This is a genomic window from Streptomyces sp. NPDC055189, from assembly GCF_053606765.1.
Map to the genome: position 1 here is coordinate 17,513 of NZ_JBSGSG010000043.1, position 25,677 is coordinate 43,189.

Here is a 25,677-nt window from a genome sequence, read left to right on the forward strand (position 1 = left end):
CTAGAACGTCAACCCGAGAACGCACCCGGGGGGAGCGCCCCGAAGGGGCGCGGGGAACGGCGCGATCAGCCACGACACCCCCGCAGCCGCGGACCGAGGGATTCCACCGAGCCGGTGGGCGCCCGACCCCCCGTCAGAAAGGAGTGGACGGCGGAGGGTCCCACCCTTCGGAGTGACCCGCGGCGCGTTAGGCACCCTCCCCGCGCGACCCCAAATAGCGTCCAGTAAGGTTTGGCCCGCATAAACATCCAAACCCCTGCCCGCCGCAGGGCGGCGACCGACGACCGAGAAGGCCGCACCCGACCGCGCGGGCCGAGACTCTCGGGAAGGCGCTACGTGAGTCCCAACGGCTCCGACCGCTCGTCGCGGCGCCCGATGCGGCGGAAGCTGCCGCAGGTGCTGACTGCGGGCCTGATCCTCGCAACCGCCACCGGTTGCACATACAAGGACTTTCCCCGCCTTGGTATGCCCACCCCCGTAACGGAGGAGGCTCCGCGGATCCTCTCCCTCTGGCAGGGCTCGTGGGCGGCAGCGCTCGCCACGGGCGTGCTGGTCTGGGGTCTGATCCTGTGGAGTGTCATCTTCCACCGGCGCAGCCGCACCAAGGTCGAGGTACCTCCGCAGACGCGTTACAACATGCCCATCGAGGCGCTCTACACGGTGGTTCCTCTCATCATCGTCTCGGTGCTCTTCTACTTCACGGCACGCGATGAGTCGAAGCTTCTCCATCTCGACGAAAAGCCCGCCCACACGGTCAACGTGGTCGGCTACCAGTGGAGCTGGGGCTTCAACTACATCGAGGACGTGAAGGGTTCCGACAAGGACGACGCCAAGACGGCCAAGGAGCTGGAGGCCATCCCGGACAAGTTCCGTGATGCGTTCCCGTCCGACGCCGGCGGTGTCTACGACGTCGGTACGCCCGGCCAGCGGAACCCGCAGAACAACAACCCCGGTCCGACCCTCTGGCTCCCCAAGGGCGAGAAGGTCCGGTTCGTGCTGACTTCGCGTGACGTCATCCACTCCTTCTGGGTGGTGCCGTTCCTCATGAAGCAGGACGTCATCCCGGGCCACACGAACGCCTTCGAGGTGACTCCCAACAAGGAGGGCACCTTCATGGGCAAGTGCGCGGAGCTCTGCGGTGTCGACCACTCCCGGATGCTCTTCAACGTCAAGGTCGTTTCCCCCGAGCGCTACCAGAAGCACCTCGAGGACCTGGCGAAGAAGAACCAGACCGGTTACATCCCGGCCGGCATCGAGCAGACGAAGCACGAGAAGAACCGGGAGACGAACAACCTGTGAGCATCCTCAACGAACCTCAGGGTGCCGCGGCAGCAGAAGACTCGTCCGCGAACGAGCTGCCGGTACGGCGCGCACAGCCGGGCGCTGTGGTCATCAAGTGGTTGACCACCACTGACCACAAGACGATCGGCACGCTCTACCTGGTCACGTCGTTCGCGTTCTTCTGCATCGGCGGCGTGATGGCGCTCTTCATGCGCGCCGAACTCGCTCGTCCGGGCTCGCAGCTCATGTCGAACGAGCAGTTCAACCAGGCGTTCACGATGCACGGCACGATCATGCTGCTGATGTTCGCGACGCCGCTGTTCGCCGGATTCGCGAACTGGATCATGCCGCTGCAGATCGGCGCGCCCGACGTGGCGTTCCCGCGGCTGAACATGTTCGCGTACTGGCTGTACCTCTTCGGCTCGCTCATCGCGGTGGCCGGCTTCCTCACCCCGCAGGGTGCGGCCGACTTCGGCTGGTTCGCCTACTCCCCGCTGTCGGACGCCGTCCGCTCGCCGGGCATCGGCGCCGACATGTGGATCATGGGTCTGGCCTTCTCCGGCTTCGGCACGATCCTCGGCTCGGTCAACTTCATCACCACGATCATCTGCATGCGCGCACCCGGCATGACGATGTTCCGGATGCCGATCTTCGTGTGGAACGTCCTGCTGACCGCAGTGCTGGTCCTGCTGGCCTTCCCGGTCCTGGCCGCCGCGCTGTTCGCCCTGGAGGCGGACCGTAAATTCGGTGCCCATGTATTCGACGCGTCCAATGGCGGCGCGCTGCTATGGCAACACCTCTTCTGGTTCTTCGGCCATCCAGAGGTGTACATCATCGCGTTGCCATTCTTCGGAATCATTTCCGAGGTCATCCCGGTCTTCTCCCGCAAGCCGATGTTCGGCTACATGGGTCTGATCGGCGCGACGATCGCGATCGCGGGTCTCTCCGTGACCGTGTGGGCGCACCACATGTACGTCACCGGTGGCGTGCTACTGCCGTTCTTCTCCTTCATGACGTTCTTGATCGCCGTGCCAACGGGCGTGAAGTTCTTCAACTGGATCGGAACGATGTGGAAGGGCTCACTGAGTTTCGAGACACCGATGCTCTGGGCCGTCGGCTTCCTGATCACCTTCACCTTCGGTGGTCTGACCGGCGTCATCCTGGCCTCGCCGCCGATGGACTTCCACGTCTCCGACTCGTACTTCGTGGTCGCGCACTTCCACTACGTCGTCTTCGGCACCGTGGTCTTCGCGATGTTCTCCGGATTCCACTTCTGGTGGCCGAAGTTCACCGGCAAGATGCTGGACGAGCGGCTCGGAAAGATCACCTTCTGGACGCTGTTCATCGGCTTCCACGGGACGTTCCTGGTGCAGCACTGGCTGGGCGCCGAGGGCATGCCGCGTCGTTACGCGGACTACCTCGCGGCCGACGGGTTCACCGCGCTGAACACGATCTCGACGATCTCCTCGTTCCTGCTCGGTCTGTCGATCCTGCCGTTCTTCTACAACATCTGGAAGACCGCCAAGTACGGCAAGAAGATCGAGGTCGACGACCCGTGGGGCTACGGCCGCTCGCTCGAGTGGGCGACGTCCTGCCCGCCGCCGCGGCACAACTTCCTCACCCTGCCGCGGATCCGTTCCGAATCCCCGGCGTTCGACCTGCATCACCCTGAGATCGCGGCTCTCGACCAGCTCGAGAACAGCGGCCACGGTGACAAGGCGCTCGCGGGCGGCAAGGAGGCCGGCAAGTGAAGGTCCAAGGCAAGATGTTCATCTGGCTGAGCGTCTTCGTGCTCGCCATGGCGATCGTCTACGGCTGGTGGTCGAAGGAGCCGGCGGGTACGACCGCGCTGTTCCTCGCCTTCGGTCTGTGCATCATGATCGGCTACTACCTGGCCTTCACGGCCCGGCGTGTCGACGCTTCCGCACAGGACAACAAGGAGGCCGACGTAGCGGACGAGGCCGGCGAGGTGGGCTTCTTCAGCCCGCACAGCTGGCAGCCGCTCTCGCTGGCCGTCGGTGGCGCGCTCGCCTTCATGGGCGTCGTCTTCGGCTGGTGGCTGCTGTACTTCTCGGCTCCCATCCTGATGATCGGCCTGTTCGGCTGGGTCTTCGAGTACTACCGGGGCGAGAACCAGACCCAGTGAGTCTGTGAATCCCTGTCCCACCAAGGGAATCCCTGTTTCACCGAGGGGCCCGGACACTCCGCGAGGAGCGTCCGGGCCCCTCGGCGTGTCGCGGCCGACCCTCGTACGGGTCACTCGGCGCGCCGGAGCCGATGAACCTCCATACCGTGTGTTCATGAGCCACTCACCGCGAATCCGCACGGTACTGAGCTGCACCTTGCTGGTGTCCGCCCTCGGGGTGGGAACCACGGCATGCGGCAGCTCCGACGGCCACCCGCTCTCGGCTAAGCCGTACGACGCGGCGGGCCAGATCGCCTTCAACGGCCCTGTGGGCACCCAGAAGGCAGATCCGGACAAGCCTCTGGAGGTCACCGCCCGGGGCGAGGACGGGCGCATCACCGATGTGACGGCCACCGACGCGCAGGGGCGGTACCTGGCGGGCGAACTCGCCGCCGACGGCGCCCGCTGGCACAGCACGGCGCCGCTGGCCGCGGGGGCGCACTACACGGTGCGGGTGAGCGCCGAGGACGAGGAAGGCTCGCCGGGCCGCAAGGTCATGACGTTCGACACGGGCGCCCCGTCGAAGAAGAAGCGCCTCGGCGTCACCTTCGGCCCCGATTCGGGAAAGTACGGCGTCGGCCAGCCCGTCACGGCCAAGCTCAGCGCCAAGGTGAAGGACAAGCAGGCAAGGGCGATCGTGGAACGCGCCCTGAAGGTGGACACGCAGCCCGCCACGCAGGGCGCCTGGCACTGGGTGGACAGCAAGACGCTCCACTACCGCCCCAAGGAGTACTGGCCCACGGGCGCGACGATCAACGTGCGCAGCAACCTGGAGGGCATCAAGGTCCGCGACAGGCTCTGGGGCGGCAGCGCCAAGCCGCTGAAGCTGACCATCGGCGACCGCATCGAGGCCGTGACGGACGCCGGGTCGCACTACATGACCGTCTACCGCAACGGCGAGGAGATCAACTCCATGCCGGTGACGACGGGCAAGCCCGGCTACTCCACGCGCAACGGCGTCAAGGTGGTGCTCGGCAAGGAGTACTCCGTACGCATGACCAGCGCCAGCATCGGCGCATCGGACTTCTACGACAAGATGGTCTACTACGCCACGCGGGTCACCGATTCGGGCGAGTACGTGCACGCCGCGCCGTGGTCGGTCGGCTCCCAGGGCTACGCGAACACCAGCCACGGCTGCACCGGCATGAGCACCGGCGACGCCGCCTGGTTCTACGAGACCGTCCGGCAGGGCGACATCGTGAAGGTCGTCAACAGCGCCGGGGCGGACATGGACCCGTTCGGCAACGGCTTCGGCGACTGGAACGTCGGCTGGAAGAACTGGCGGGACGGCAGCGCCCTGTTGGGCGGCGTCAAGAAGGGCCCCACGGCGCTCGACGCGGCCCGACTGCGGCCACAGGTCTAGCGGCGCCGCAGAACAGCACAGAAGGCCCCGCACCGAGGCGCGGGGCCTTCTGCCGTGCCGTCAGGCCTGGATGGCCAGCCTGTCGCGCAGCAGGGCGGCCAGGGAGTCCGCGAACTCGACCGGATCGACCGGAAGGGTCACCGCGGCCTCCGCGCGGCTCCAGGTGGCCAGCCAGGCGTCCTGCGGGCGTCCCATGAGCAGGAGCACGGGCGGGCACTGGAAGATCTCGTCCTTGAGCTGGCGGCAGACCCCCATGCCGCCGACGGGCGTGGCCTCGCCGTCCAGGACGCAGACGTCGATTCCGCCCCGGTCGAGTTCCTTCAGGACCGCGGGCAGCGTCGCGCACTCGATGAACTCGACCGCGGGAACGTCCGCCGCCGGCCTGCGTCCGGTGGCCAACCGGACCTGCTCGCGGGTGCTCGCGTTATCGCTGTAGACCAGCACCGTGGCGGTCGGCTGCATTGTTCCTCCGCTTCGTTGAGGGGCATTCGGCCGGGGACCGATGCGCGGATGCTACTCCTCCGGACACCCCGTCAACAGCGGTTCGGACAGCCCTTCGATGGGCCATACGGGCAGGACACACCCCTCAGACACTCCGAACGGCACCCCCCGGGGTGAGGGCGGGATAAGCGACCGACATAATGTCGGTCGTGGCGACAGCAACGACAGTAGATACCGGGCACGCGCACCCGCCGGTCAATCGGCCGAACCTCACCAGCGTCGGAACCATTATTTGGCTGAGTTCCGAGCTGATGTTCTTCGCGGCCCTCTTCGCGATGTACTTCACCCTGCGATCGGTGACAGGACCTGAGCACTGGAAGGAAATGGCGTCCGCGCTGAACTTCCCGTTCTCGGCGACGAACACCACGATCCTGGTGCTCTCCTCCCTCACCTGCCAGCTAGGCGTGTTCGCCGCTGAGCGTGGTGACGTGAAGAAGCTCCGGATGTGGTTCATCTTCACCTTCATCATGGGTGCGGTCTTTATCGGCGGTCAGGTGTACGAGTACACCGAGCTGGTCAAGCACGAGGGCCTCTCGCTCTCGTCCGACCCGTACGGCTCGGTCTTCTACCTGACCACCGGCTTCCATGGCATGCACGTGACAGGTGGCCTCATCGCCTTCCTGTTGGTCCTCGGCAGGACCTACGCAGCCAGGAAGTTCACCCATGAGCAGGCGACCGCAGCCATCGTCGTGTCCTACTACTGGCACTTCGTCGATGTTGTCTGGATCGGTCTCTTTGCCACGATCTACATGATCAAGTAAACGGGGCCGGGCCCAGCCGGGCCCGACGTTCCGACTCATTCCAGAAGCATCGACGCAGAAGATCCTGACACCGGGGTAATCCGTGAAAAAGCTCTCCGCACGACGACGCCACCCGCTGGCGGCGGTCGTCGTACTACTCCTCGCGCTGGCGGCCACCGGGGGGCTGTACGCCGCGTTCGCACCCGCGGACAAGGCGCAGGCCGACGACACCGCCCAGTCCCTCGCCATTGACGAGGGCAAGAAGCTGTACTCCGTGGGCTGCTCCAGCTGCCACGGCACCGGCGGTCAGGGGTCCTCCGACGGTCCTAGCCTGGTGGGCGTCGGCGCAGCCGCCGTCGACTTCCAGGTCAGCACCGGCCGCATGCCGCTCCAGCAGCCGGGCGCCCAGGCGCCGAAGAAGAAGGCCATCTACAACCAGGCCCAGATCGACCAGCTCGGGGCGTACATCGCCTCGCTGGGCGCGGGCCCGACCGTTCCCACCGAGAAGCAGTACAGCCCGGACGGGGCGGACATCGCCAAGGGTGGCGAGCTGTTCCGCACCAACTGCGCGCAGTGCCACAACTTCACCGGTGAGGGCGGCGCGTTGACGAAGGGCAAGTTCGCTCCTTCGTTGGAGGATGTCTCCCCGAAGCACATCTACGAGGCCATGCAGACCGGCCCGCAGAACATGCCGTCCTTCCCCGACTCGGTGATGCCGGAGAAGAACAAGAAGGACATCATCGCGTACCTCGACGCGGTCAACGGCGAACAGACCGAGAGCCCTGGCGGTCTCAAGCTGGGTGGCCTGGGTCCGGTCAGTGAAGGCCTGTTCGGCTGGATCTTCGGTCTCGGCACGCTGATCGCGGTCGCCGTGTGGGTCGCCGCTCGGACCGCAAAGGCCAAGAAGTCATGAGTAGCAAAGAGAATCCAGAAGAGAACCTGCCCAGCGTGCAGGAGACCGAGCACGGCTCGGTGGCCGTAGCGGACGAGAACCCGTTCGCCGACCCGGGCCTTCCGCCCCACGAGCATCGTGTCCAGGACATCGACGAGCGGGCCGCCAAGCGGTCCGAGCGTGCGGTCGCCTTCCTGTTCACGCTGTCGATGCTGGCCACGATCGGCTTCATCGCCTCGTACGTGGCCTTCCCGGTCGACAAGCACGTCTACATCTTCCCGATCGGCCACATCAGTGCGCTGAACTTCTCCCTGGGCATGACCCTGGGCGTGGCGCTCTTCTGCATCGGCGCGGGCGCGGTCCACTGGGCCCGCACCCTGATGTCCGACGTGGAGGTCGCCGACGAGCGACACCCCATCGAGGCCGAGCCCGAGGTCAAGGCCAAGGTCATGGCCGACTTCAAGGCCGGTGCCGCGGAGTCGCAGTTCGGCCGGCGCAAGCTGATCCGCAACACGATGTTCGGCGCGCTCGCCATGGTGCCGCTCTCCGGTGTCGTCCTGCTGCGTGACCTCGGTCCGCTGCCCGAGGACAAGCTGCGGCACACGCTGTGGTCCAAGGGCAAGCTGCTCGTGAACATGAACACGAACGAGCCGCTGCGTCCGTCGGACATCGCGGTCGGTTCGCTGACCTTCGCCAAGCCCGAGGGCCTGGAGGAGCACGATCACGACTTCCAGAAGGAGATCGCCAAGGCGGCCCTGATGATCGTCCGTATCCAGCCGGACGACATCAAGGACAAGCAGGAACTCGAGTGGTCGCACGACGGTGTCGTCGCCTACTCGAAGATCTGCACCCACGTCGGCTGCCCGATCTCCCTGTACGAGCAGCAGACGCACCACGTCCTCTGCCCGTGCCACCAGTCCACCTTCGACCTCTCCGACGGTGCCCGAGTGATCTTCGGCCCGGCCGGTCACGCGCTGCCGCAGCTGCGCATCGCCGTGAACGAAGAGGGCTACCTCGAGGCGCTCGGCGACTTCGCCGAGCCTGTCGGTCCTGCATTCTGGGAGCGCGGATGAGCACTTCGGCGAACGAAAACCGTAAGAAGGAGGCGCCCGCCGGTGAGCGGGTGGCCGACTGGGCCGACGGCCGCCTGGGGATCTACTCCCTGGCCAAGGCCAACATGCGCAAGATCTTCCCGGACCACTGGTCCTTCATGCTCGGTGAGATCTGCCTCTACAGCTTCATCATCATCATCCTCACGGGTGTGTACCTGACCCTGTTCTTCCACCCGTCGATGAACGAGGTGGAGTACCACGGCAGCTACATCCCGCTGCAGGGCCAGCTGATGTCCGAGGCGTTCAACTCGACCATGCACATCAGCTTCGATGTGCGCGGTGGTCTGCTGATCCGGCAGATCCACCACTGGGCGGCGCTGATCTTCCTCGCGGCGATGTTCGTGCACATGATGCGCGTCTTCTTCACGGGTGCCTTCCGCAAGCCGCGCGAGGTCAACTGGGTCTTCGGCTTCCTGCTGTTCGTCCTGGGCATGTTCACCGGCTTCACCGGTTACTCGCTCCCGGACGACCTGCTCTCAGGTACCGGTGTGCGCTTCATGCAGGGCGCGATCCTGTCCGTGCCGATCGTGGGCACGTACCTGTCGATGTTCCTGTTCGGCGGGGAGTTCCCCGGCGGCGACTTCGTGGCCCGGTTCTACTCGGTGCACATCCTGCTGCTGCCGGGCATCATGCTCGGCCTCGTGGTGGCGCACCTGATCCTGGTCTTCTACCACAAGCACACCCAGTTCGCGGGCCCCGGCAAGACGAACAACAACGTCGTCGGCATGCCGCTGCTTCCCGTGTACATGGCGAAGGCCGGAGGCTTCTTCTTCCTGGTCTTCGGTGTCATCGCGGCCGTATCGGCGATCGCCACGATCAACCCGATCTGGGCGATCGGTCCATACCGTCCGGACCAGGTCTCCACAGGAGCCCAGCCGGACTGGTACATGGGCTTCTCCGAAGGCCTGATCCGTGTCATGCCGGGCTGGGAGATCAACCTCTGGGGTCACACGCTCGTCCTGGGTGTGTTCATCCCGCTGATCATCTTCCCGCTGGTCCTGGTCGCGATCGCGGTCTATCCGTTCATCGAGTCCTGGGTCACCGGCGACAAGCGCGAGCACCACATCCTGGACCGCCCGCGCAACGTCCCGACCCGTACGGGCTTCGGCGTCGCGTGGATCACCTGGTACATGGTGCTGCTGATCGGTGGTGGAAACGACCTCTGGGCCACGCACTTCCACCTGTCGATCAACGCGATCACCTGGTTCGTGCGCATCGCCTTCTTCGTGGCACCGGTCCTCGCCTTCATCATCACCAAGCGGATCTGCCTGGGTCTGCAGCGGCGCGACAAGGACAAGGTCCTGCACGGCCGCGAGTCGGGCATCATCAAGCGCCTGCCGCACGGTGAGTTCATCGAGGTCCACGAGCCGCTGGGCCAGGAGCAGCTGCACACGCTCACCGCGCACGAGCAGTACGCGCCGGTCGAGATCGGCCCCGCGGTCGACGAGAACGGCGTCGAGCGCAAGGTGTCCGGTTCGCAGAAGCTCAGGGCCAAGCTCTCCAAGGGCTACTACGGGGAGGACAACCAGATCCCCAAGCCCACCACCGAGGAGTACAAGGAGATCACCAGCGGCCACGGCCACCACTGATCGACTGAGTCGCCACGGCGAGAGCCCCGTCCCATGCATCCAGTGCATGGACGGGGCTCTTTGCCGTCCTGCGGGCTGGATAAGGTGTTCCTGTCCTACGTCTGACACGAACCCAGGAGCGGCAGATGAGCGCTGTGACCCCCGCAGGAGGCAACACCGCGGCGGCCCGTTCCTGGCCCGGTGTACTGAACGGTCTGCTCGAGGGCCGCGACCAGAGCGCCGCGGACACCGCCTGGGCCATGGACCGCATCATGCGGGGCGAGGCGACCGACGCGCAGATCGCGGGCTTCATGGTCGCGCTTCGGGCCAAGGGTGAGACCGTGGAGGAGATCTCCGGCCTCGTGCACACGATGTACGAGCACGCCAATGTGATCGAGGTGCCGGGGCAGACCGTCGACATCGTCGGCACCGGCGGTGACGGCGCCAAGACCGTCAACATCTCCACGATGTCCGCGATCGTGGCCGCAGGCGCGGGCGCGAAGGTCGTCAAGCACGGCAACCGCGCCGCCTCCAGTGCCTCGGGCGCCTCCGACGTCCTGGAGAAGCTCGGGGTGAACCTGGAGCTGCCGCTGAAGCGGGTCGTCGAGGTGGTCGAGGAAGCCGGGATCACCTTCTGCTTCGCCGTGAAGTTCCACCCGGCACTGCGGTACGCCGGCGCGGCGCGCAGCCAGTTGGGCATCAGGACCGTCTTCAACGCCCTGGGCCCGCTCACCAACCCGGCCAAGGTGCGGGCCCAGGCGGTCGGGGTCGCCGACGCGCGGATGGCGCCGATCGTGGCCGGGGTCTTCGCCGAGCGCGGGCACTCCTCGCTGGTCTTCCGCGGCGACGACGGGCTCGACGAGCTGACGACCACGGCGACCTCGCGGGTCTGGGTCGTACGGGACGGCGCCGTGCGCGAGGAGGCCTTCGACCCGCGGGACGTCGGCATCGACCTCGTCCCCGTGGAGGCCCTGCGGGGCGCCGACGCCTCGTACAACGCCGAGGTGGCCCTGCGCCTCCTGGACGGCGAGAGCGGTCCCGTGCGGGACGCCGTGCTCCTGAACACGGCGGCGGCCCTGGTGGCCCGTACGCCGGGCGACGGCACCCTGGTGGAGCAGATCGGCGCCGGTATCGCGAAGGCGGCCGAGTCGATCGACTCCGGGGCCGCGAAGAAGGCCCTGGAGCGGTGGGTGGCGGCCAGCAACAGGTGAGTGTGGCGCACACCGCAGTCCGGATGCCGGACTGCGGTGTGCACCGGGAAGATGGTGTGGCAAGATGCTGCACAGGTCATGAGTGACAGCGATTAAGCCCCGGCTCGCTGTCCGGCAACCCTCCGTCCGTGGCGGGGTGCCCCGGGTGAAGACCAGGCCGTACGCAGCAAGGCGTATGGCAAGCGCGGACCCCTGCGAACACCCTGGGGTCCTGGTCCTCAAGGGAGCAGTCTCGTGAGCAAGCGAATGCGATAGGGCTTTCCGGCCCCTCTTCCGCACCCCCTTTTCTCTTCGTCACTGCAGCGCCCTCTGTGCGTCCCTGCAGTGAACTCGCCTGCCTTCCCACGGGAGTTCGCCATGTCTGCCACCACCGCTGTCGCCGATCAGACCGTCTGTGCCGCCCCGCTGCCCGTCCTCGGCCGTGACGTCACCGTGCCGCTCGTCACCGGCGGCGAAGTGACCTACGCGGCGCTCGACTACGCGGCGAGCGCCCCCGCGCTGCAGCGGGTGTGGGACGACGTGGCCGCGTACGCGCCCTACTACGGCAGCGTGCACCGGGGTGCCGGGTACCTCTCGCAGCTCTCCACCGACCTCTTCGAGAACAGCCGCGTCACCGTCGCCGAGTTCCTCGGCTGCCGCGAGGGCGACCAGGTCGTCTTCACCCGCTCGACCACGGACTCGCTGAACCTCCTGGCCGCCGCCCTGCCTGCCGACTGCCAGGTCTTCGTCTTCGAGACCGAGCACCACGCCTCGCTGCTGCCGTGGCGCGACGCCCGCGTGACGTACCTGAACGCCCCGCGCACCGCCGAGCAGGCCGTCGAGACCCTGGAGCGCGCCCTCGCCGACCGCGACCCCTACGGGCCCGCCCTGGTCTGCGTGACCGGCGCGTCGAACGTCACCGGTGAGCTGTGGCCGGTCAAGGAGCTGTCCGCCGCCGCCCACGCCCACGGCGCCCGCATCGTCCTGGACGCCGCGCAGCTCGCCCCCCACCACCCCGTCTCCATCAGCGAGCTCGACGTCGACTGGGTCGCCTTCTCCGGCCACAAGCTGTACGCGCCCTTCGGCTCCGGCGTCCTCGCGGGCCGCTCCGACTGGCTGCAGGCGGCCGAGCCGTACCTCGCGGGCGGCGGCGCGTCGCGCAAGGTCGCGCGGCGCACGGACGGCGGCGTGGACGTCGAGTGGCACGACACCGCCGCGCGGCACGAGGCCGGTTCGCCGAACGTCATCGGCGTGTACTCGATCGCCTCCGCCTGCAAGGCGCTGACCGAGGCGGGCTTCGACGAGCTCGTCGCCCGCGAGAACCAGCTCATCGCGAAGGTCCGCGAGGGCCTCGCCGAGGTGCCTGCCGTGAAGGTGCTCTCGCTCTTCGGCGACGACGCGCCGCGCGTCGGCGTCATCTCCTTCGTCGTGGAGGGCTGGAACAGCTCGCACTTCGCCGCCGCGCTCTCCGCCGAGTACGGCATCGGCGTACGCGACGGCCTGTTCTGCGCCCACCCGCTGGTGCGCACCCTGCTCGGCAGCGACCCGCAGACCCAGGGCGAGTGCGGTGCCCCCGAGGCCGCGCCCGGCGAGAAGTCCCTGAACGCGATCCGCGTCAGCTTCGGCGCCGGCACCCCGGACGAGCACGTGGAGCGCTTCGTGCGCGCCGTCAAGGAGCTCGTGGCGGACGGCGCCCGCTGGAACTACCGCACCGAGGACGGGCGTTGCGTGCCGGACACCAGCGCCGCCTGAGCCCCGGGCCGCCTCTTCAGGCGTGATCCCAGGACGATCATCCGCAGGGCCCGCTCGGTCGCGTCGGTGAGGAACTCTCCGCCACGCCCGAGCGCCTCGGTCAGCGAGACCGGCGCGGGCAGGATCGAGCTGTAGGCGTCCACGCCCACCGCCCGTACGTGATGTGCGCCCTGGCCGATCGTGCCCGCGAGGACCAGGACGGGGCGGCCGAACCGCTTGGCGCGCCGTGCCACTTCGGCGGGGACCTTGCCGCGCGGCGTCTGGTGGTCGAGGGCGCCCTCCGCGGTGACCACGAGGTCCGCGCGGGCCAGGCGTGCGTCCAGGTCCAGGTGGTCGAGCAGGACGTCGAAGCGGGGGAGCAGCTGGGCGCCGAGCGCCGCGAGACCGGCTCCCAGGCCGCCGGAGGCGCCCGTTCCGGGGCCGAGGGCGAGGTCCGTCGCGGCGTGCAGGTCACGGGTCAGGATGTGCGCCCAGCGGTCGAGGGCCGACGCGAGCTGTTCGACCTGCGCCGGAGTCGCGCCCTTCTGCGGGCCGAAGACGCGCGCGACGCCGCGTTCGCCGGTCAGGACGTTGAAGGGGTTGCAGGCGACGCGGATCTCGGCGCCTCGCAGACGGGGGTCGAGCCCCGAGGGGTCGATGCGGCTCAGGCGGGTCAGCTCCCGGCCGCCGCGCGGCAGTTCCCAGCCGTCCGCGTCCAGGAGCCGGGCGCCGAGCGCCTGGAGCGCCCCCGCGCCGCCGTCCGAGGTGCCGGAGTCGCCGCAGCCCACCAGGATGCGGCGGGCCCCCGCGTCCAGTGCGGCGCCGATCAGCTCGCCGACGCCGTACGTCGTGGTGGCACCGGGGTCGCGAAGGTCGCGCGGGACCAGCGAGAGCCCGGCGACCGCGGCCATCTCGACGATCGCAGTGCCGTCCGGGAGCAGCGCGAAGTGCGTGCCGATCCGCTGGCCGACGGGACCGGTGGCCGGCAGCGCGACCAGGCGGCCGCCGCCGGTGGTGGCCAGGGCGCGGGCGGTGCCCTCGCCGCCGTCCACCAGGGGGATCAGGTCGGTGTCGGCGTGCGGGACGACCCGGCGTACTCCTTCGGCGATGGCCTCGGCCGCGGACTGCGCGGACAGGGACTCCTTGAAGCCGCTGGGGGCGATGGCGAAACGGGTCAGCATGAAGATCTCCACGGCAGAGGGAACTAGCGGACGGGCACGCCGAGCAGCGGCCAGAGCGTGACGGCGAAGAGCAGGACGAGGGCGGCGGTCAGGGGTGCCAGGACCGCGGAGAGGCGCAGCAGGTCGCGCGGGGTGTAGGTGGGGGTGCCGGGGATGTCGGCGAAGAGCGTGACGGGCTTCGCGGAGGCGGGCAGGGTGTGACAGAAGCCGGCGGCCGCCGTGGAGGCCAGGGCCGCCGCGACCGGGTTGACGCCCGCGCCGACGGCTGCCGCGACGACCAGCGGGACCAGGACGGACGAGCGGGCCGAACGGGACTGCAGGACCAGGTGCGCGGCCGTGCTGACCGCCACGACGACGGCCAGGAAGAGCCAGGGCGGCACATCGAGGGGGACCCCGCCCACCAGCCACTTCGCCGCCCCCGAATCGGCGAGCGCGACCCCCATCGCCATCGTCGCCGCCATGAAGAGCAGCAGCGCCCACGGCACGGTCTTGAGCGCGTCCTTCAGACGTACGGTGCCCAGGGCGGGGGATGACGCGACGACCGCGCCGATCAACGCGACCACCGCGGGCGGCACCTGGTGCAGCGGCTCGCTGCACCAGAGCGCGACGACCGTGGCGAGGAGCAGGGCGCAGCGGGTCTCGGCGGGCTCCCAGGCTCCGGTGACCGGCTGCTCGCTGTGCTCTTGGAGCTGCTCGACGGTGATGTGGACGGGGCCCTTGCGGTCGGCCCGCCGTGTCGTCGTCAGCAGGACGGCCTCCGCCGCCAGATGGGACGAGGCGATGGCGAGCGGCAGGCCGAGCAGCATCCACTGCGTGAAGCCGATCCGGTCCCCGGTGGCCTCCCACAGCACGGACACCGTGATCAGGTGGGCGCCCGCGCCGATCAGGGTCGCGACCGCGGAGAGCAGGATCACCGTCGGGAACAGCAGTGCGAGCATCACCACCAGGCGCCTGCGGTCGGCGAGGACCTTGGCGAGCGCGAGGAAGACGGGCAGGGCGAGCGCGGCGCGGCCCGACGTGGCGGGCACCGCGAACGCCGTCACGACCAGGGCGGCCGTGGTCAGATGCGTCAACTGCCGTACGGTGCGCGCTCCGCTGACGAGAAAGGCCGCCGCCCGGCCCGCGAGACCGCTGCGGGCCACCGCCGCCGCGAGCACGAAGGCGCAGATCAGCAGCCAGACCGTCTCGTCACCGAGGGTCCCGAAGAGCGTGTCGCTGCTGATCACCCCGGTCGCGGTGAGCGCGAGCCCGGCGCCGAGCGCGATGTACGTGTCGTCGATCGGCGTACCGATCCACGCACAGGTCGCCAGGGCGAACACGCCGAGGGTCAGGCGTGCGTCGCCGCTCAGGCCGGGGAAGTTGCCGGGCACCAGGAGCAGCGCGCACAGGCTGAGCGCGATGCACAGGGTGACGGCTTGGCGGAGATTCAGGGTCACACGACGAGCCTCGGGCCCGGCCGTGAGGCCTCAATGAGCCGTTGATGAAAGGAATTTCACCCACGGCGCGGCATACCGGTCGTCATCCCGGCAGCCGGTAGCCCATCCCGCGCACCGTCTCCACCCGCTCGGCGCCCAGCTTCTTGCGCAGCGCCCGTACGTACACGTCCACGATGTTCGAACCGGGGTCGAAGTCGTAGCCCCACACGTGCGACAGGATCTGCTCCCGCGAGAGCACCTGGCCCGGATGGCGCAGGAAGAGTTCGAGCAGCACGAACTCACGTGCGGTCAGATCCACGGTCCGCTCGCCCGAACGCGCCCTGCGCGTGCGCAGGTCCAGCGTCAGCTCTCCGCTGCGAAGGACCGTCACCTCCGGCGCCCCCGCCGCCGTACGCAGCCGCAGGCGCACCCGCGCGAGCAGTTCCTCGAAGCGGAACGGCTTGGTCATCCAGTCGTCCGCGCCGCCCTCCAGACCCGCCACCGTGTCCCGGACCGAGTCGCGCGCCGTGAGCACGATGACCGGTGTGCTCACCCGGGCCTCGCGCAGCTGCCGCAGGACCGTGAAGCCGTCCTTGCCGGGCAGCCCGATGTCCAGGACGACCAGGTCGAAGCCGCCGGTCAGGGCGTAGTCGTAGGCCGCGTCGCCGTCGCCGACCGCGGTGGTGGTGAAGCCGTTGGCGCGCAGGCCCTTCTCGACGAAGGAGGCGATGCGCTCCTCGTCCTCGACGATGAGAATCCGGTTCATGGCAGTCCTGGTTCCTGTTCTCGCAGTACTTCTCGCAGTACGAGGACGAAGGTGGCGCCGCCGCCTTCCGTGGGCCGCAGCTCGACCTGCCCTCCGTGTCCTTCGGCGATCGCGCGCACGATGGCGAGGCCGAGGCCGGCGCCGGTGGCCCGGGAGCCGCGGCGCGCGGTGCCCCGCCGGAACCGCTCGAAGATCACCGCGGCGTCCTGCGCCTGGACGCCGGGTCCGCTGTCGGCGACGTACAACTCGATCCGGCCCGCCGCGGTGCGCGAGCCGATGCCGATGCGCCGGCCGGGGACGGTGTGCTGGACGGCGTTCTGGGCGAGCTGGACCATCGCCTGGGTGATGCGCTGGGGGTCCAGGGCGGTCTCGCCCTCGGCCACTTCGGCCAGCTTCCAGTCGCGGTCGCCGAGCGCCCGCGCCTTGACGAAGACGTCCGCGGTCAGCTCGGCGAGCTGCACCGGCTCCGGGGTGACGAAGTCGGGGCGCTCGGCCTTGGCGAGGAGGAGGAGGTCCTCGACGATGCGGCTCATCCGGTCGAGCTCCTCCATCACGATCCGGGTCGTCTCCTCGCGCTCGCGCGGATCGTCGCCCATCAGCTCCAGATGGCCGCGGACGATGGTGATGGGGGTGCGCAGCTCGTGCCCCGCGTCGTCGACGAACTCGCGCTGCGCGGCGAACGCCCGCTCCAGGCGGTCGAGCATGCCGTTGAACGTCTCGGCGAGCGCGGCGATGTCGTCCCTTCCCTGCACCGGGATGCGCTGGGTCAGGTCCTGTTCGGTGAGCTGCGCGGCGGTCGTACGCACCAGGCGTACGGGCTTGAGGATGCGCCCGGCGACGGCCCAGCCGATGCCGGTCGTCATCAGGAGCGCCACGCCGGAGATGGCGAGCAGCATCGTGAACACGTCGCCCGCTTTGGCCTGTTCGCCCTCCGGGTGGAAGGCGACGACGAACGCCGCCGCCGGATGGCCCGCGCTCGCCGCGATCTCCACCTTCGCCCAGCGGACCTCGCCCCGCTCGCGGTGCAGCGTGCCGGTCGCGTCGGGGGACTCGAAGACCGTGCGCAGAGCGGCGGGATCCTCGGCGAGCGGATGGTCGATCCGCGGCTCGCGCGACTGCTCCTTCTTCGCGGGCGCCTTGCCGGGGCGGCCGACCAGGCCCAGGAGCTCCTCGTCGGGGTCGGCGTACTGCCGGGACAGGAAGAGCCGCAGGAGGGGGTCGGGAGCGGCGAACTTGCGGCCGGTGTGCGGGTCGACCCCTTCGCGGGCGAGGTTGGTGAACTCCGCGGTCTCCTGGGCGAGCAGCCGGTCGATGCGGTGGTCGACGTCGCGCAGCAGGACGGAGCGCGTGGTGGCCGCGACCGCGGTGAGCGCGACGGCCATCACCACGAGCAGCCAGAGCAGGATGCGGACACGGGCCGATATCCGGCGCAGCGGGCGTTCAGCCGTCGTCACCGGGGCCGTCGTCGTCGTTGTCATCGCCCGAGGAATTCTCGCTCACCGGCGGCGGGGAGACCGTCTCGTCACTCGGCGCCGGCTTCGGCTTCGACGAAGGCGCCGACGGCGACGAGGACGACGACGGAGATGAGGGAGATGACGGAGATGACGAGGAGCCGCTCTCCAGCTCCACCTTGGGCGGGGCCTTGGGAGGTTCGGGGCTGTCTGTCAGGGCGTAGCTGGTCGCGGCGATGCCGAGGGGGATCGCCACGACGGCGGCTAGTGCCGCCATGCGGTGGGAGAAGACCATGGCAGTGAGCGTGCGCGGCGCAGCGGGTCAGGAGCATGAGCGGCAGATGAAGAAACCCTCATCCGGCCCGCGAGGAACGCTCCCTCGGAGAGCGCTCAGGAGTCGAGGCCGATGGCGAACGCCGCTTCCAGGTCGTGCTGCGAGTACGTGCGGAACGCGACGTGCGTGTCCGTCCCCTCCACGCCCGGGATCTTGCTGATCTTGCCGGGGATGACGTCCGCGAGGTCGTCGTGGTGCGTGACGCGCACCATGGCGATCAGGTCGTACGTGCCGGTCACGGAGAAGACCTCGCTGACGCAGTCGAGGGCGGCGATCGACTCGGCGATCTCCGGGATCCGGTCCACGCTGGTCTTGATGAGCACGATCGCGGTGATCACGGCTGACTGTCTCCCTCGATGGCCGGTGCTGGCTTCTTCACTCTAGCTGTCCGCCCATACCGCACCCACGCATAGAGGAAGCCCAGCGAGAACCCCACGAGATGCGCCAGATACGCGACACCGGGCCCCTGCACGCCCTGCAGCGCCGCGAGCCACTGCAGCGCCACCCAGAACGGCAGCACCACCCACGCGGGAAACCGCAGCGGCAGGAAGAAGAGGAACGGGAAGAGGCTGGTGACCCGCGCCTTGGGGAAGAGCCGCAGGAACGCCCCGAGCACCGCGGAGATCGCCCCCGACGCGCCCACCAGGGTCTGGTGGGAACCCGCGTGCACGAGCGCGTAGGCGAACAGGGCGAGATAGCCGCAGCCGAGGTAGAACAGCGCGAACTGGACGTGCCCCATCCGCTCCTCGGCCATCGCCCCGAAGACGAAGAGGAAGAGCATGTTGCCCAGGAGGTGCAGCCAGCTGCCGTGCACGAAGAGGGCGGTGGCCGGGGCGAGCACGGGCCGCAGCGCCCCGCTGAACAGCTCCGACGGCACCACGCCCCAGCGCTCGAAGTAGGCCTGCTGGGCGGCGATCAGCTGATCGCCCCTGCCGTACGAGGGGTTGAACCCGGACAGCGGGGAGATCAGGAAGACCAGACAGCACGCGCCGATCAGGCCGTACGTCACCGGGGCGGACTGCCCCTTGAGCATGCGGCCCGCCGTCGTACCCCACGTCCTGATCATGAACAGAGCATGACGTAAGGGCGGCAAACCGTACAGACCGCCCCGCCGGGTGAGACGCCGCCGCGAGGAGACCCTTACAGGCCTTAGGGTTACGGGCACCACGCACCATGGAATTCCGAAGGAAAGCGAACAGCCACGATGACGGTTCCTCTGCCGACCGACACCACCCGGTGGCGCTGCACGCTCTGCGGCAATCTCACGCGTTTCGACGTGACCCGCAGTTCGAAGGTCGTCGAATATGTGCACCTCGACCTGGCCGGTGAGTCGAACGTCGAGGAACGCGAGGTGGTCAGTGAGACCATCGAGTCGGTTCGCTGTCGTTGGTGCAACGCGGTGGACCAGGTGGAACTCGTGGACAGGCCGGGCGCCGGCTCCTGAGGGAGCGGGCCCCGCACAGCTAGTGGGGTGACGGATGGTGGAGAGCGCGAGCGGGGAGCCGGACGACGGCACCGCTGAGGTGCTCGACCGCCCGCTGCCCGACGGAGTGCGCCGACGGGTCGTGCAGATCGTCTCGGACGGCTTCGGCGGTCTGACGGTCGGCGAACTTCCGGCACAGCTGCGGCAGTACGCCCGCTTCACGCCGACCCGGCGCACGAAGTTCGCGGGCAACGCCATGGCGACGGCGCTGGAGGGCGACCCGCTCTTCCGCCAGCGCATCGGCGAACGTCTCAGAGAGGCGCAGCCCGAGCTCATCGGCGCCCTGGACGCGGGCACACCACCCCCGGCCGCGGACCCCCTGGATGTGGCGGCCGCGGCCTATGTGCTGCGCCCCACCGGCTGGGTGAAGCTGGTGACCGCCGCGGGCGAGGAGGCCCAGCGGGCGGACGCCGAGCGCGTGGACGACGAGACGCGCGCCGAACTCGAACGGCTGCGCGAGGAACTCTCCGCGGCCCGCGGCCAGACGAAGGCCGAGACCGAACGGCTGCGCGCGGAGCTCGAGTCGGCGAAGAAGGAAGCCGAATCGATGCATCGCAAGCTGCGCGGCGCCCTCAGCGACGTCAAGCGCGGCGAGGCGGCCCTGCGCAAGGCCGCCGCCGAGTCCGACGCCGCGCGTGCCGAGGGCCAGGCCCAGCTGTCCGCCGCCGAGAGCGAGACCCGGCGGCTCAAGGCGCGGCTCGGCGAGACCGAGGCGGCCCTGGAGGCCAGCCGCAGGGCGGCGCGCGAGGGCCGCAGCGTCGAGGACATGCGCGTACGGCTGCTGCTCGACACCGTCCTCGAGTCCGCCCAGGGGCTGCGCCGCGAACTGGCCCTGCCGCCTGTCTCCGTGCGCCCCGCCGAGACCGTGGACGCCGTCGAGCCGGGCCGGATGACGCCGAAGGACATCGCCGCCCGCGCGCTCTCCGAGAACGACCCGGCGATCCTCGACCAGTTGCTCGCGCTGCCCCAGGCGCACATGGTCGTGGACGGCTACAACGTCACCAAGACCGGCTATCCGACGATGCCCCTGGAGAAGCAGCGGCTGCGCCTTCTCGGCTCGCTCTCGCAGCTCGCCGCGCAGACCGGCGCCGAGATGACCTGCGTCTTCGACGGGGCCGAACTCGCCGCGCCCGTGCTGCTCGCGCCGCCGCGCGGGGTGCGTGTGCTCTTCTCCAAGCCCGGCGTCACCGCGGACGAGCTGATCCGCCAGCTGGTGCGCGCGGAGCCGTCAGGACGCCCTGTGGTCGTCGTGTCGACCGACCGGGAAGTGGCCGACGGGATCGCGAAGGCGGGGGCGCGTCCCGTCGCTTCCGCGGTCCTCCTGAAGCGGCTCTCGCGCGGCTGACTCGCGGCTCTCGCGCGGCGCTTTCACGAGGTGAACGTACGCCGCTTTCGCGCCCCTAAGGGAGTGCAAGTAACTCCTGTTCCCTATGCCCGAATTGACGCTCACGGTGCGCGACGCAGCGTCAAGTAGTAATTACTGCCTGTGCGTTATCGGTAAAATATGCGCCCGGCACCCCACTTTTTACCGGTCAGGATTTGAACTGATCACAAGAGGGTCACTAAGGTCTCGCCTCGAACCTCCGCTCGGTTGATCACCCATCCGGGGTGACAGCGGTGGTACCCGCCGACCGGGTCTCGGTAGGCGGCTGGAGGAAGAAGGAGCCGCCTTCGTGGCGTCCCACCGTCGACCCAAGCAGCCGAGCCGCGCCCGCGTGACCGTGCTCACCGCGACCGCCGCCGCTGCCGTCGCACTCACCTCCCAGGCGGCCAACGCGACGCCGAGCGAGAAGCCGAGCAAGGACGAGGTCAAGTCCAAGGTCGACAAGCTCTACGAGGACGCGGGCCGGGCCACCGACCGGTACAACGGCGCCAAGGAGAAGCAGGAGAAGCTCGAGAAGGAGATCGGCGAGCTTCAGGACAAGGTCGCCCGCGGCCAGGAGGGCCTCAACGACCTGCGCGACGGCCTCGGTTCGATGGCCAGCGCGCAGTACCGCTCCGGCGGCCTCGACCCCTCCGTCCAGCTCTTCCTCTCCGCCGACCCGGACGACTACCTGGACAAGGCGTCGACCATGGACCAGCTGAGCGGTCAGCAGGTCGAGGCGCTCAAGAAGGTCCAGGAGAAGCAGCGGACCCTCGCGCAGGAGCGCAAGGAGGCTTCCGACAAGCTCAAGGACCTCGCCGACACGCGCAAGGAACTGGGCAAGAAGAAGAAGGAAGTCCAGAGCAAGCTCGGCGCCGCCCAGAAGCTGCTCAACACCCTGACGGCCAAGGAGAAGGCGGACCTCGCCGCCAAGGAGCAGCGCGCGAGCCGCAGCGCCGGCGACCGCGTGGACCTCGGCAAGGAGGCCCCGGCCTCGAATCGCGGGCAGGCCGCCCTGAGCGCCGCCGCGACGCAGATCGGCAAGCCCTACGTCTCCGGCGGCAGCGGCCCCAACTCCTACGACTGCTCGGGCCTCACGCAGTGGGCGTACAACCAGGCCGGTGTCCAGATCACCCGGACCACGTACACCCAGCAGAACGACGGCACGAAGATCGGCCGCGGCGAGCTGAAGCCCGGCGACCTGGTGTTCTTCAACAGCCTCGCGCACGTCGGCTTCTACGCGGGCAACGGCCAGGTGCTTCACGCGCCGAAGCCGGGCGCCGTGGTGCGCTACGAGTCGATGTCCACCATCGGCTCCTTCCAGTTCGGCGTCCGCATCTGAGTTCCTCCGTCCGCCGGTCGTCCGCATCTGAAACGACCGGCGGTCCGCCCGAACGGGCGAATTCGGGTGACTCCCGCTGACCTCACGCCCCGTCGGTGACCTGCGTCTCCGGCGGGGTGTCACGTTGTGTGCACGGCGAGGTCTTTGGCCGTTACGTGATCTCACCGCTACTGTCGCGCGCATTCCCCCGACGGATCGGGGGACTTTCCCCCGGTTTCGCCCGGGGGTCCGTCATGCGGAGGGAGAGCGGCTTCCCGTGGGGTCCCATCGTCGTCTCGCGCTGTCCGGTCCGGACCGGAGCACGCGCGTCACCATCCTTTCGGCCGCTGCGGCCACTGCCGCGGCGGCCCTCGCCGCGACGCCGGCGGGCGCCGTACCGCAGGACACCCCGGCGACCACCAAGGCCAAGGTGGACCGCCTCTTCGAACAGGCCGAGAAGGCCACCGAGGCGTACAACAAGGCCGATGAGCGCGCCGACACCCTGCGCGAGCAGGTCGAGCGGGCCAAGGACAGCGTCGCCCGCGGCCAGGAGCGCATCAACACGATGCGCGGCGCGCTCGGTTCGCTCGCCGGGGCGCAGTACCGCTCGGGCGGCATCGACCCCTCCCTCGCCCTGCTGCTCTCCTCCGACCCGGACAGCTATCTGGACAAGGCGACGGCGCTCGACCGCATCAGCGTCCGGCAGGCCGGTGAACTGACCGATCTGCAGAAGGCCCAGCGCAGCCTCGACCAGGAGCGCACGGAGGCCGGACACAAACTCTCCGAGCTGGAGAAGAGCCGCACCGCCGTGGCCCGCCACAAGCGCGGCGTCGAGCACAAGCTCGCCAAGGCGCGCAAGCTGCTCAACTCGCTGTCCTCGCGGGACCGCGAGGAGTACGACAGGTCGTCGCGCTCGGGGCGCGGCGACATGCCGGACCCCGGGAGCGCGGCCCCGTCCTCGTCGCGTGCCGCCGCCGCCATCGCGGCGGCACGCTCCGCGGTCGGCAAGCCCTACGTGTGGGGTGCCAACGGCCCGACCGGCTTCGACTGTTCGGGGCTCACGCAGTGGTCGTACGCGCAAGCGGGCGTCGGGCTGCCGCGCACCTCGCAGGCCCAGCGGTACGCGGGGCAGCAGGTGCCCCTCTCGCAGGCGCAGCCGGGTGACCTCGTCGCCTACCGCGACGACGCGAGCCACATCGGGATGTACATGGGCAACGGCCAGGTCGTGCACGCGCCTTACCCCGGAGCCGCCGTGCGCTACGACCCGGTCGGCATGATGCCGGTGTCGTCGGTGACCCGGGTCTGACCGGCACCCCGCGGCCCTGCTGCCCGTACGATCTGAAACGTGGCTGGTCGCGGGCGTGGTTCGTGGGTGCTGGGGATCTGTGTCGCGCTGCTCGTCGGGTGCGGCGGTCCTTCGGCGCCCGACGCGGCGCCCGGAGACGTGCGCAGACTGCTCGACCGGCGTGCGGACGCGGTGCTCGACCGGGACGCGAAGGCGTACCGCGCGACGGGCCCGGACACCGGGGCCGCCGACTTCTACGACAACCTCCGCGACGTGCCGCTGAAGTCCTGGCAGTACCGCCTGACCTCCTTCGAGCGGACCGGCACGCGGGCCACCGCGACCGCGGACCTGCGCTACCGGATCAAGGGCTACGACAGCGAGCCGCTCACCACCTCGCGCGCGCTCACGCTGCGGGAGCGCGACGGACGCTGGTACGTCGCCGCTGAGCGCCCCGCCGAGAAGGCCTCGGAGCAACTCTGGGACCAGGGGCCCGTGACGTCCGTACGGGGCGCTCACAGCCTCGTGCTCGGCGTCGGGCGCGGCGAGCGGGAGGAGACGACGCTGCGCGGGTACGCGGACCTCGCCGACCGGGCGGTGCCCCTGGTGCGGGACGCCTGGACGGACAAGTGGCCGCAGCAGGTCGTCGTCCTGGTGCCCGAGTCCCTGGAGGGCATGGCCGGGCTGCTCGGGGCGCCCGCTTCCGGGTACAAGGGGATCGCGGCGGTGACCACGGGGGAGGCGGGCGGCTCCGGGGCCGCGCCCGCCGACCGGATCATCGTCAACCCCGAGGCGTACGGCGTGCTCGGCGACTTCGGCAAGCAGGTCGTGCTCACCCACGAGGCGACCCACGTCGCGACCCGCGCGCACACCTCGCCGGCGACCCCGCTGTGGCTCTCCGAAGGCCTCGCCGACTGGGTGGGCTACCGCGGCACGGGCCGCACCGCCGAGCAGGCCGCTCCCGAGCTGCGCCGCGCCGTCGAGGATGAGCAAGTGCCCGCCGCGCTCCCCGAGGACGACGACTTCGGCTTCAGCGGGGACGCGGGGAAGCTGGCCGCCGCTTACGAAGGGTCCTGGCTGGCCTGCCGGATGATCGCGGACCAGTGGGGCGAGGCGGCGCTGACGGACTTCTACGAAGCGGTCGGCGCGCACAAGAAGAGGCCCGGTGCGGTCGAGGACGCGCTGAAGGACGTCCTGGACACCACTGAGGAGGACTTCACGGCGCAGTGGCGTACGTATCTGCGCGAGGAGCTCGACTGACCTCTGCGGGCGCCGACGCGCGCTCACGGGCCCGCGGTTCGGACACCGTCTGCCGCCACAGGTTCCGGCAGGCGAGCAGCGCCGCCGCGACGAGCAGACCGTTGCGCACCAGGAGCAGGGCGATGCCCAGCGGATCGCTCGCCACCACGTGCGAGAACCAGACGGGGAACTCGAGGAACGTGACGAACGTGGCCGCGAGCACCAGGCGTGCGGGCAGCACCATGCGGCTCGCTCGGAACGCCAGGCACACCGCGGCGACCCCGACCAGCCACAGCAGGTACTGCGGGCTGATCACCCGGCTCGTCGCCGTGAACAGCAGGACGGCGACGAAGGCCGCGTCCGCGACCGTGCTCGCCGACCACGCACGCGCGCGCAGCCGCCACGCCAGCAGCCAGCAGAAGGCCGCCGCGGACAACCCCTGCGCCACCGTGCTGACCAGCGATACGTACGGGCCCAGGAACTCCACCGAGCCGTAGTTGAGCTGCACGTCGCCCTGCCAGCCGAGGTGCCGTGCGACATGGAAGACCAGCGCGCCCAGCGACTCGACCTCGGTGCCGCGGTCGCGCTGGAAGGTCAGGAAGGCGAGCGCGCCCGGCATCGTCACGAGGAAGGCGAGGGTCAGGCCGACGGCGGTGGCGAGGGCCGCGCCCCAGGAACTGCGGGTGGCACGCGCGCGTGGCATGCCGACGAGCAGCAGGGCGGGCCACACCTTGAGCAGTGCGCCGAATGCCGCGAGCGCCCCCATCGTGCGGGGATGCCGGGCCCCGGCGAGCAGCGCGGCGACCGCCACGGCCGTGACCATCACGTCGTAACGGGCGTACACGGTCGGCCCGAGCAGCGCCGCGCCCACGACCCACGTCCAGGCTCCCCGGAGTGACTTGCCGGGCCGCCCGCCCGCGTACAGGAGCAGCCCGCAGACCAGCGCGTCGGCGAGGAGGGCGAGCACGAAGAACGCCGACGTGTACCCGGCGAAGGGCAGCAGGGCGGGGGAGAGGATCGCGAGGGCCGCGGCGGGCGGGTACTGCCAGGTGACGTCGTCGAGGGGGAAGGTGCCGGTGCGCAGGACCTCGTACCAGCCCTCGTAGATGACGGAGACGTCGCTGGTCACGTCGGGGCCGGGGGCGGTGAGGACCTTGAAGACGCAGAGCAGCAGCACTGTCCTGGTCAGGACCCAGACGGTCAGGATCCGCGCCACGCGCACCACGCCCCTTTTCGGATACTTCATTGTGGTTCGAGGAGCCATGATGCCGGGCGCGGC

At 69.5% G+C, this 25,677-nt stretch carries 24 protein-coding genes and 1 riboswitch; of the genes, 15 read left to right on the forward strand and 9 right to left on the reverse strand.

Translation table 11 applies throughout. The features are described 5' to 3' along the window. Nucleotides 1–336 precede the first annotated feature (336 nt). The 4 genes from ctaC (at nucleotide 337) to ACWFR3_RS26965 (ending at nucleotide 4,829) form a co-directional block, all read left to right on the forward strand. Entirely contained in the window at nucleotides 337–1,299 is a 963-nt protein-coding gene (gene ctaC / locus ACWFR3_RS26950) for an aa3-type cytochrome oxidase subunit II (RefSeq protein WP_453737211.1), read from the forward strand. After that, entirely contained in the window at nucleotides 1,296–3,032 is a 1,737-nt protein-coding gene (gene ctaD / locus ACWFR3_RS26955; RefSeq protein WP_361199036.1) for an aa3-type cytochrome oxidase subunit I, read from the forward strand. Before ctaC ends, ctaD begins: the two co-directional genes overlap by 4 nt. Beyond that, nucleotides 3,029–3,427, forward strand: coding sequence for a cytochrome c oxidase subunit 4 (locus ACWFR3_RS26960; RefSeq protein ID WP_190081326.1), 399 nt, complete (start codon nucleotides 3,029–3,031; stop codon nucleotides 3,425–3,427). Before ctaD ends, ACWFR3_RS26960 begins: the two co-directional genes overlap by 4 nt. Nucleotides 3,428–3,581: 154 nt before the next feature. Beyond that, on the forward strand, nucleotides 3,582–4,829 hold the full coding sequence (locus tag ACWFR3_RS26965; RefSeq protein ID WP_453737212.1) for an Ig-like domain-containing protein: 1,248 nt from the start codon (nucleotides 3,582–3,584) through the stop codon (nucleotides 4,827–4,829). Nucleotides 4,830–4,889: 60 nt separating this feature from the next. On the opposite strand, the gene ACWFR3_RS26970 is transcribed toward ACWFR3_RS26965, so the two are convergent. Next, nucleotides 4,890–5,291, reverse strand: a complete 402-nt coding sequence (locus ACWFR3_RS26970; RefSeq protein WP_453737213.1) for a hypothetical protein — start codon at nucleotides 5,289–5,291, stop codon at nucleotides 4,890–4,892. A 179-nt stretch (nucleotides 5,292–5,470) separates the two neighbouring features. On the opposite strand from ACWFR3_RS26970, the gene ctaE reads away from it, so the two are divergent. From ctaE to ACWFR3_RS27000, 6 genes are all read left to right on the forward strand, one after another. Continuing rightward, nucleotides 5,471–6,091, forward strand: coding sequence for an aa3-type cytochrome oxidase subunit III (gene ctaE / locus ACWFR3_RS26975; protein WP_453737214.1), 621 nt, complete (start codon nucleotides 5,471–5,473; stop codon nucleotides 6,089–6,091). Between the two features lie 82 nt (nucleotides 6,092–6,173). Next, a complete protein-coding gene (gene qcrC / locus ACWFR3_RS26980; RefSeq protein ID WP_453737215.1) occupies nucleotides 6,174–6,983 on the forward strand; it encodes a cytochrome bc1 complex diheme cytochrome c subunit in 810 nt (269 codons plus the stop codon). Beyond that, nucleotides 6,980–8,035, forward strand: coding sequence for a cytochrome bc1 complex Rieske iron-sulfur subunit (gene qcrA / locus ACWFR3_RS26985; protein WP_453737216.1), 1,056 nt, complete (start codon nucleotides 6,980–6,982; stop codon nucleotides 8,033–8,035). The genes qcrC and qcrA overlap by 4 nt, the downstream gene beginning before the upstream one ends. Beyond that, on the forward strand, nucleotides 8,032–9,663 hold the full coding sequence (gene qcrB / locus ACWFR3_RS26990) for a cytochrome bc1 complex cytochrome b subunit (RefSeq protein WP_453737217.1): 1,632 nt from the start codon (nucleotides 8,032–8,034) through the stop codon (nucleotides 9,661–9,663). The genes qcrA and qcrB overlap by 4 nt, the downstream gene beginning before the upstream one ends. A 125-nt stretch (nucleotides 9,664–9,788) precedes the next feature. Continuing rightward, nucleotides 9,789–10,853 (forward strand): anthranilate phosphoribosyltransferase, encoded by a 1,065-nt coding sequence (trpD, locus tag ACWFR3_RS26995; protein WP_453737218.1) that lies wholly within the window; start codon nucleotides 9,789–9,791, stop codon nucleotides 10,851–10,853. Nucleotides 10,854–10,927: 74 nt separating this feature from the next. After that, nucleotides 10,928–11,044, forward strand: a riboswitch (SAM riboswitch). Nucleotides 11,045–11,210: 166 nt separating this feature from the next. Continuing rightward, nucleotides 11,211–12,584: an aminotransferase class V-fold PLP-dependent enzyme gene (locus tag ACWFR3_RS27000; protein WP_453737219.1), complete on the forward strand. Its 1,374-nt coding sequence runs from the start codon at nucleotides 11,211–11,213 to the stop codon at nucleotides 12,582–12,584. Here ACWFR3_RS27000 and ACWFR3_RS27005 read toward each other — a convergent pair. The 7 genes from ACWFR3_RS27005 to ACWFR3_RS27035 all read right to left on the reverse strand — a co-directional run bounded on the left by ACWFR3_RS27005 (nucleotide 12,536) and on the right by ACWFR3_RS27035 (nucleotide 18,776). Beyond that, nucleotides 12,536–13,744, reverse strand: a complete 1,209-nt coding sequence (locus ACWFR3_RS27005; protein ID WP_453737220.1) for a glycerate kinase family protein — start codon at nucleotides 13,742–13,744, stop codon at nucleotides 12,536–12,538. The two genes, ACWFR3_RS27000 and ACWFR3_RS27005, sit on opposite strands and share 49 nt — an antisense overlap. 23 nt (nucleotides 13,745–13,767) lie before the next feature. Then, a complete protein-coding gene (locus ACWFR3_RS27010; RefSeq protein WP_453737221.1) occupies nucleotides 13,768–15,180 on the reverse strand; it encodes an SLC13 family permease in 1,413 nt (470 codons plus the stop codon). A gap of 82 nt (nucleotides 15,181–15,262) precedes the next feature. Further along, complete coding sequence (locus ACWFR3_RS27015; RefSeq protein WP_361199069.1) at nucleotides 15,263–15,925, reverse strand: response regulator transcription factor; 663 nt, start codon at nucleotides 15,923–15,925, stop codon at nucleotides 15,263–15,265. After that, nucleotides 15,922–17,403, reverse strand: coding sequence for an ATP-binding protein (locus ACWFR3_RS27020; RefSeq protein WP_453737222.1), 1,482 nt, complete (start codon nucleotides 17,401–17,403; stop codon nucleotides 15,922–15,924). The genes ACWFR3_RS27015 and ACWFR3_RS27020 overlap by 4 nt, the downstream gene beginning before the upstream one ends. Beyond that, complete coding sequence (locus tag ACWFR3_RS27025) at nucleotides 17,366–17,671, reverse strand: small secreted hydrophilic protein (protein ID WP_453737223.1); 306 nt, start codon at nucleotides 17,669–17,671, stop codon at nucleotides 17,366–17,368. Before ACWFR3_RS27025 ends, ACWFR3_RS27020 begins: the two co-directional genes overlap by 38 nt. 95 nt (nucleotides 17,672–17,766) lie before the next feature. Then, a complete protein-coding gene (locus ACWFR3_RS27030; protein ID WP_361199078.1) occupies nucleotides 17,767–18,048 on the reverse strand; it encodes an Lrp/AsnC family transcriptional regulator in 282 nt (93 codons plus the stop codon). Beyond that, complete coding sequence (locus tag ACWFR3_RS27035; RefSeq protein WP_453737224.1) at nucleotides 18,045–18,776, reverse strand: rhomboid family intramembrane serine protease; 732 nt, start codon at nucleotides 18,774–18,776, stop codon at nucleotides 18,045–18,047. Before ACWFR3_RS27035 ends, ACWFR3_RS27030 begins: the two co-directional genes overlap by 4 nt. Nucleotides 18,777–18,914: 138 nt before the next feature. Between ACWFR3_RS27035 and ACWFR3_RS27040 the strand changes: the two genes are divergently transcribed. From ACWFR3_RS27040 to ACWFR3_RS27060, 5 genes are all read left to right on the forward strand, one after another. Beyond that, the gene (locus ACWFR3_RS27040) at nucleotides 18,915–19,154 is read left to right on the forward strand and encodes a hypothetical protein (RefSeq protein ID WP_361199083.1); all 240 of its coding nucleotides are present in this window, start codon (nucleotides 18,915–18,917) and stop codon (nucleotides 19,152–19,154) included. A 34-nt stretch (nucleotides 19,155–19,188) separates the two neighbouring features. Further along, the gene (locus ACWFR3_RS27045; RefSeq protein WP_453737225.1) at nucleotides 19,189–20,538 is read left to right on the forward strand and encodes an NYN domain-containing protein; all 1,350 of its coding nucleotides are present in this window, start codon (nucleotides 19,189–19,191) and stop codon (nucleotides 20,536–20,538) included. Nucleotides 20,539–20,866: 328 nt separating this feature from the next. Then, on the forward strand, nucleotides 20,867–21,898 hold the full coding sequence (locus ACWFR3_RS27050) for a C40 family peptidase (RefSeq protein ID WP_453737226.1): 1,032 nt from the start codon (nucleotides 20,867–20,869) through the stop codon (nucleotides 21,896–21,898). 256 nt (nucleotides 21,899–22,154) lie between these two features. Then, complete coding sequence (locus ACWFR3_RS27055; protein WP_453737227.1) at nucleotides 22,155–23,183, forward strand: NlpC/P60 family protein; 1,029 nt, start codon at nucleotides 22,155–22,157, stop codon at nucleotides 23,181–23,183. Between the two features lie 39 nt (nucleotides 23,184–23,222). Further along, a complete protein-coding gene (locus ACWFR3_RS27060; protein WP_453737228.1) occupies nucleotides 23,223–24,419 on the forward strand; it encodes a hypothetical protein in 1,197 nt (398 codons plus the stop codon). On the opposite strand, the gene ACWFR3_RS27065 is transcribed toward ACWFR3_RS27060, so the two are convergent. After that, entirely contained in the window at nucleotides 24,376–25,644 is a 1,269-nt protein-coding gene (locus tag ACWFR3_RS27065) for a glycosyltransferase 87 family protein (protein WP_453737229.1), read from the reverse strand. The genes ACWFR3_RS27060 and ACWFR3_RS27065 overlap by 44 nt on opposite strands. Nucleotides 25,645–25,677 lie beyond the last annotated feature (33 nt).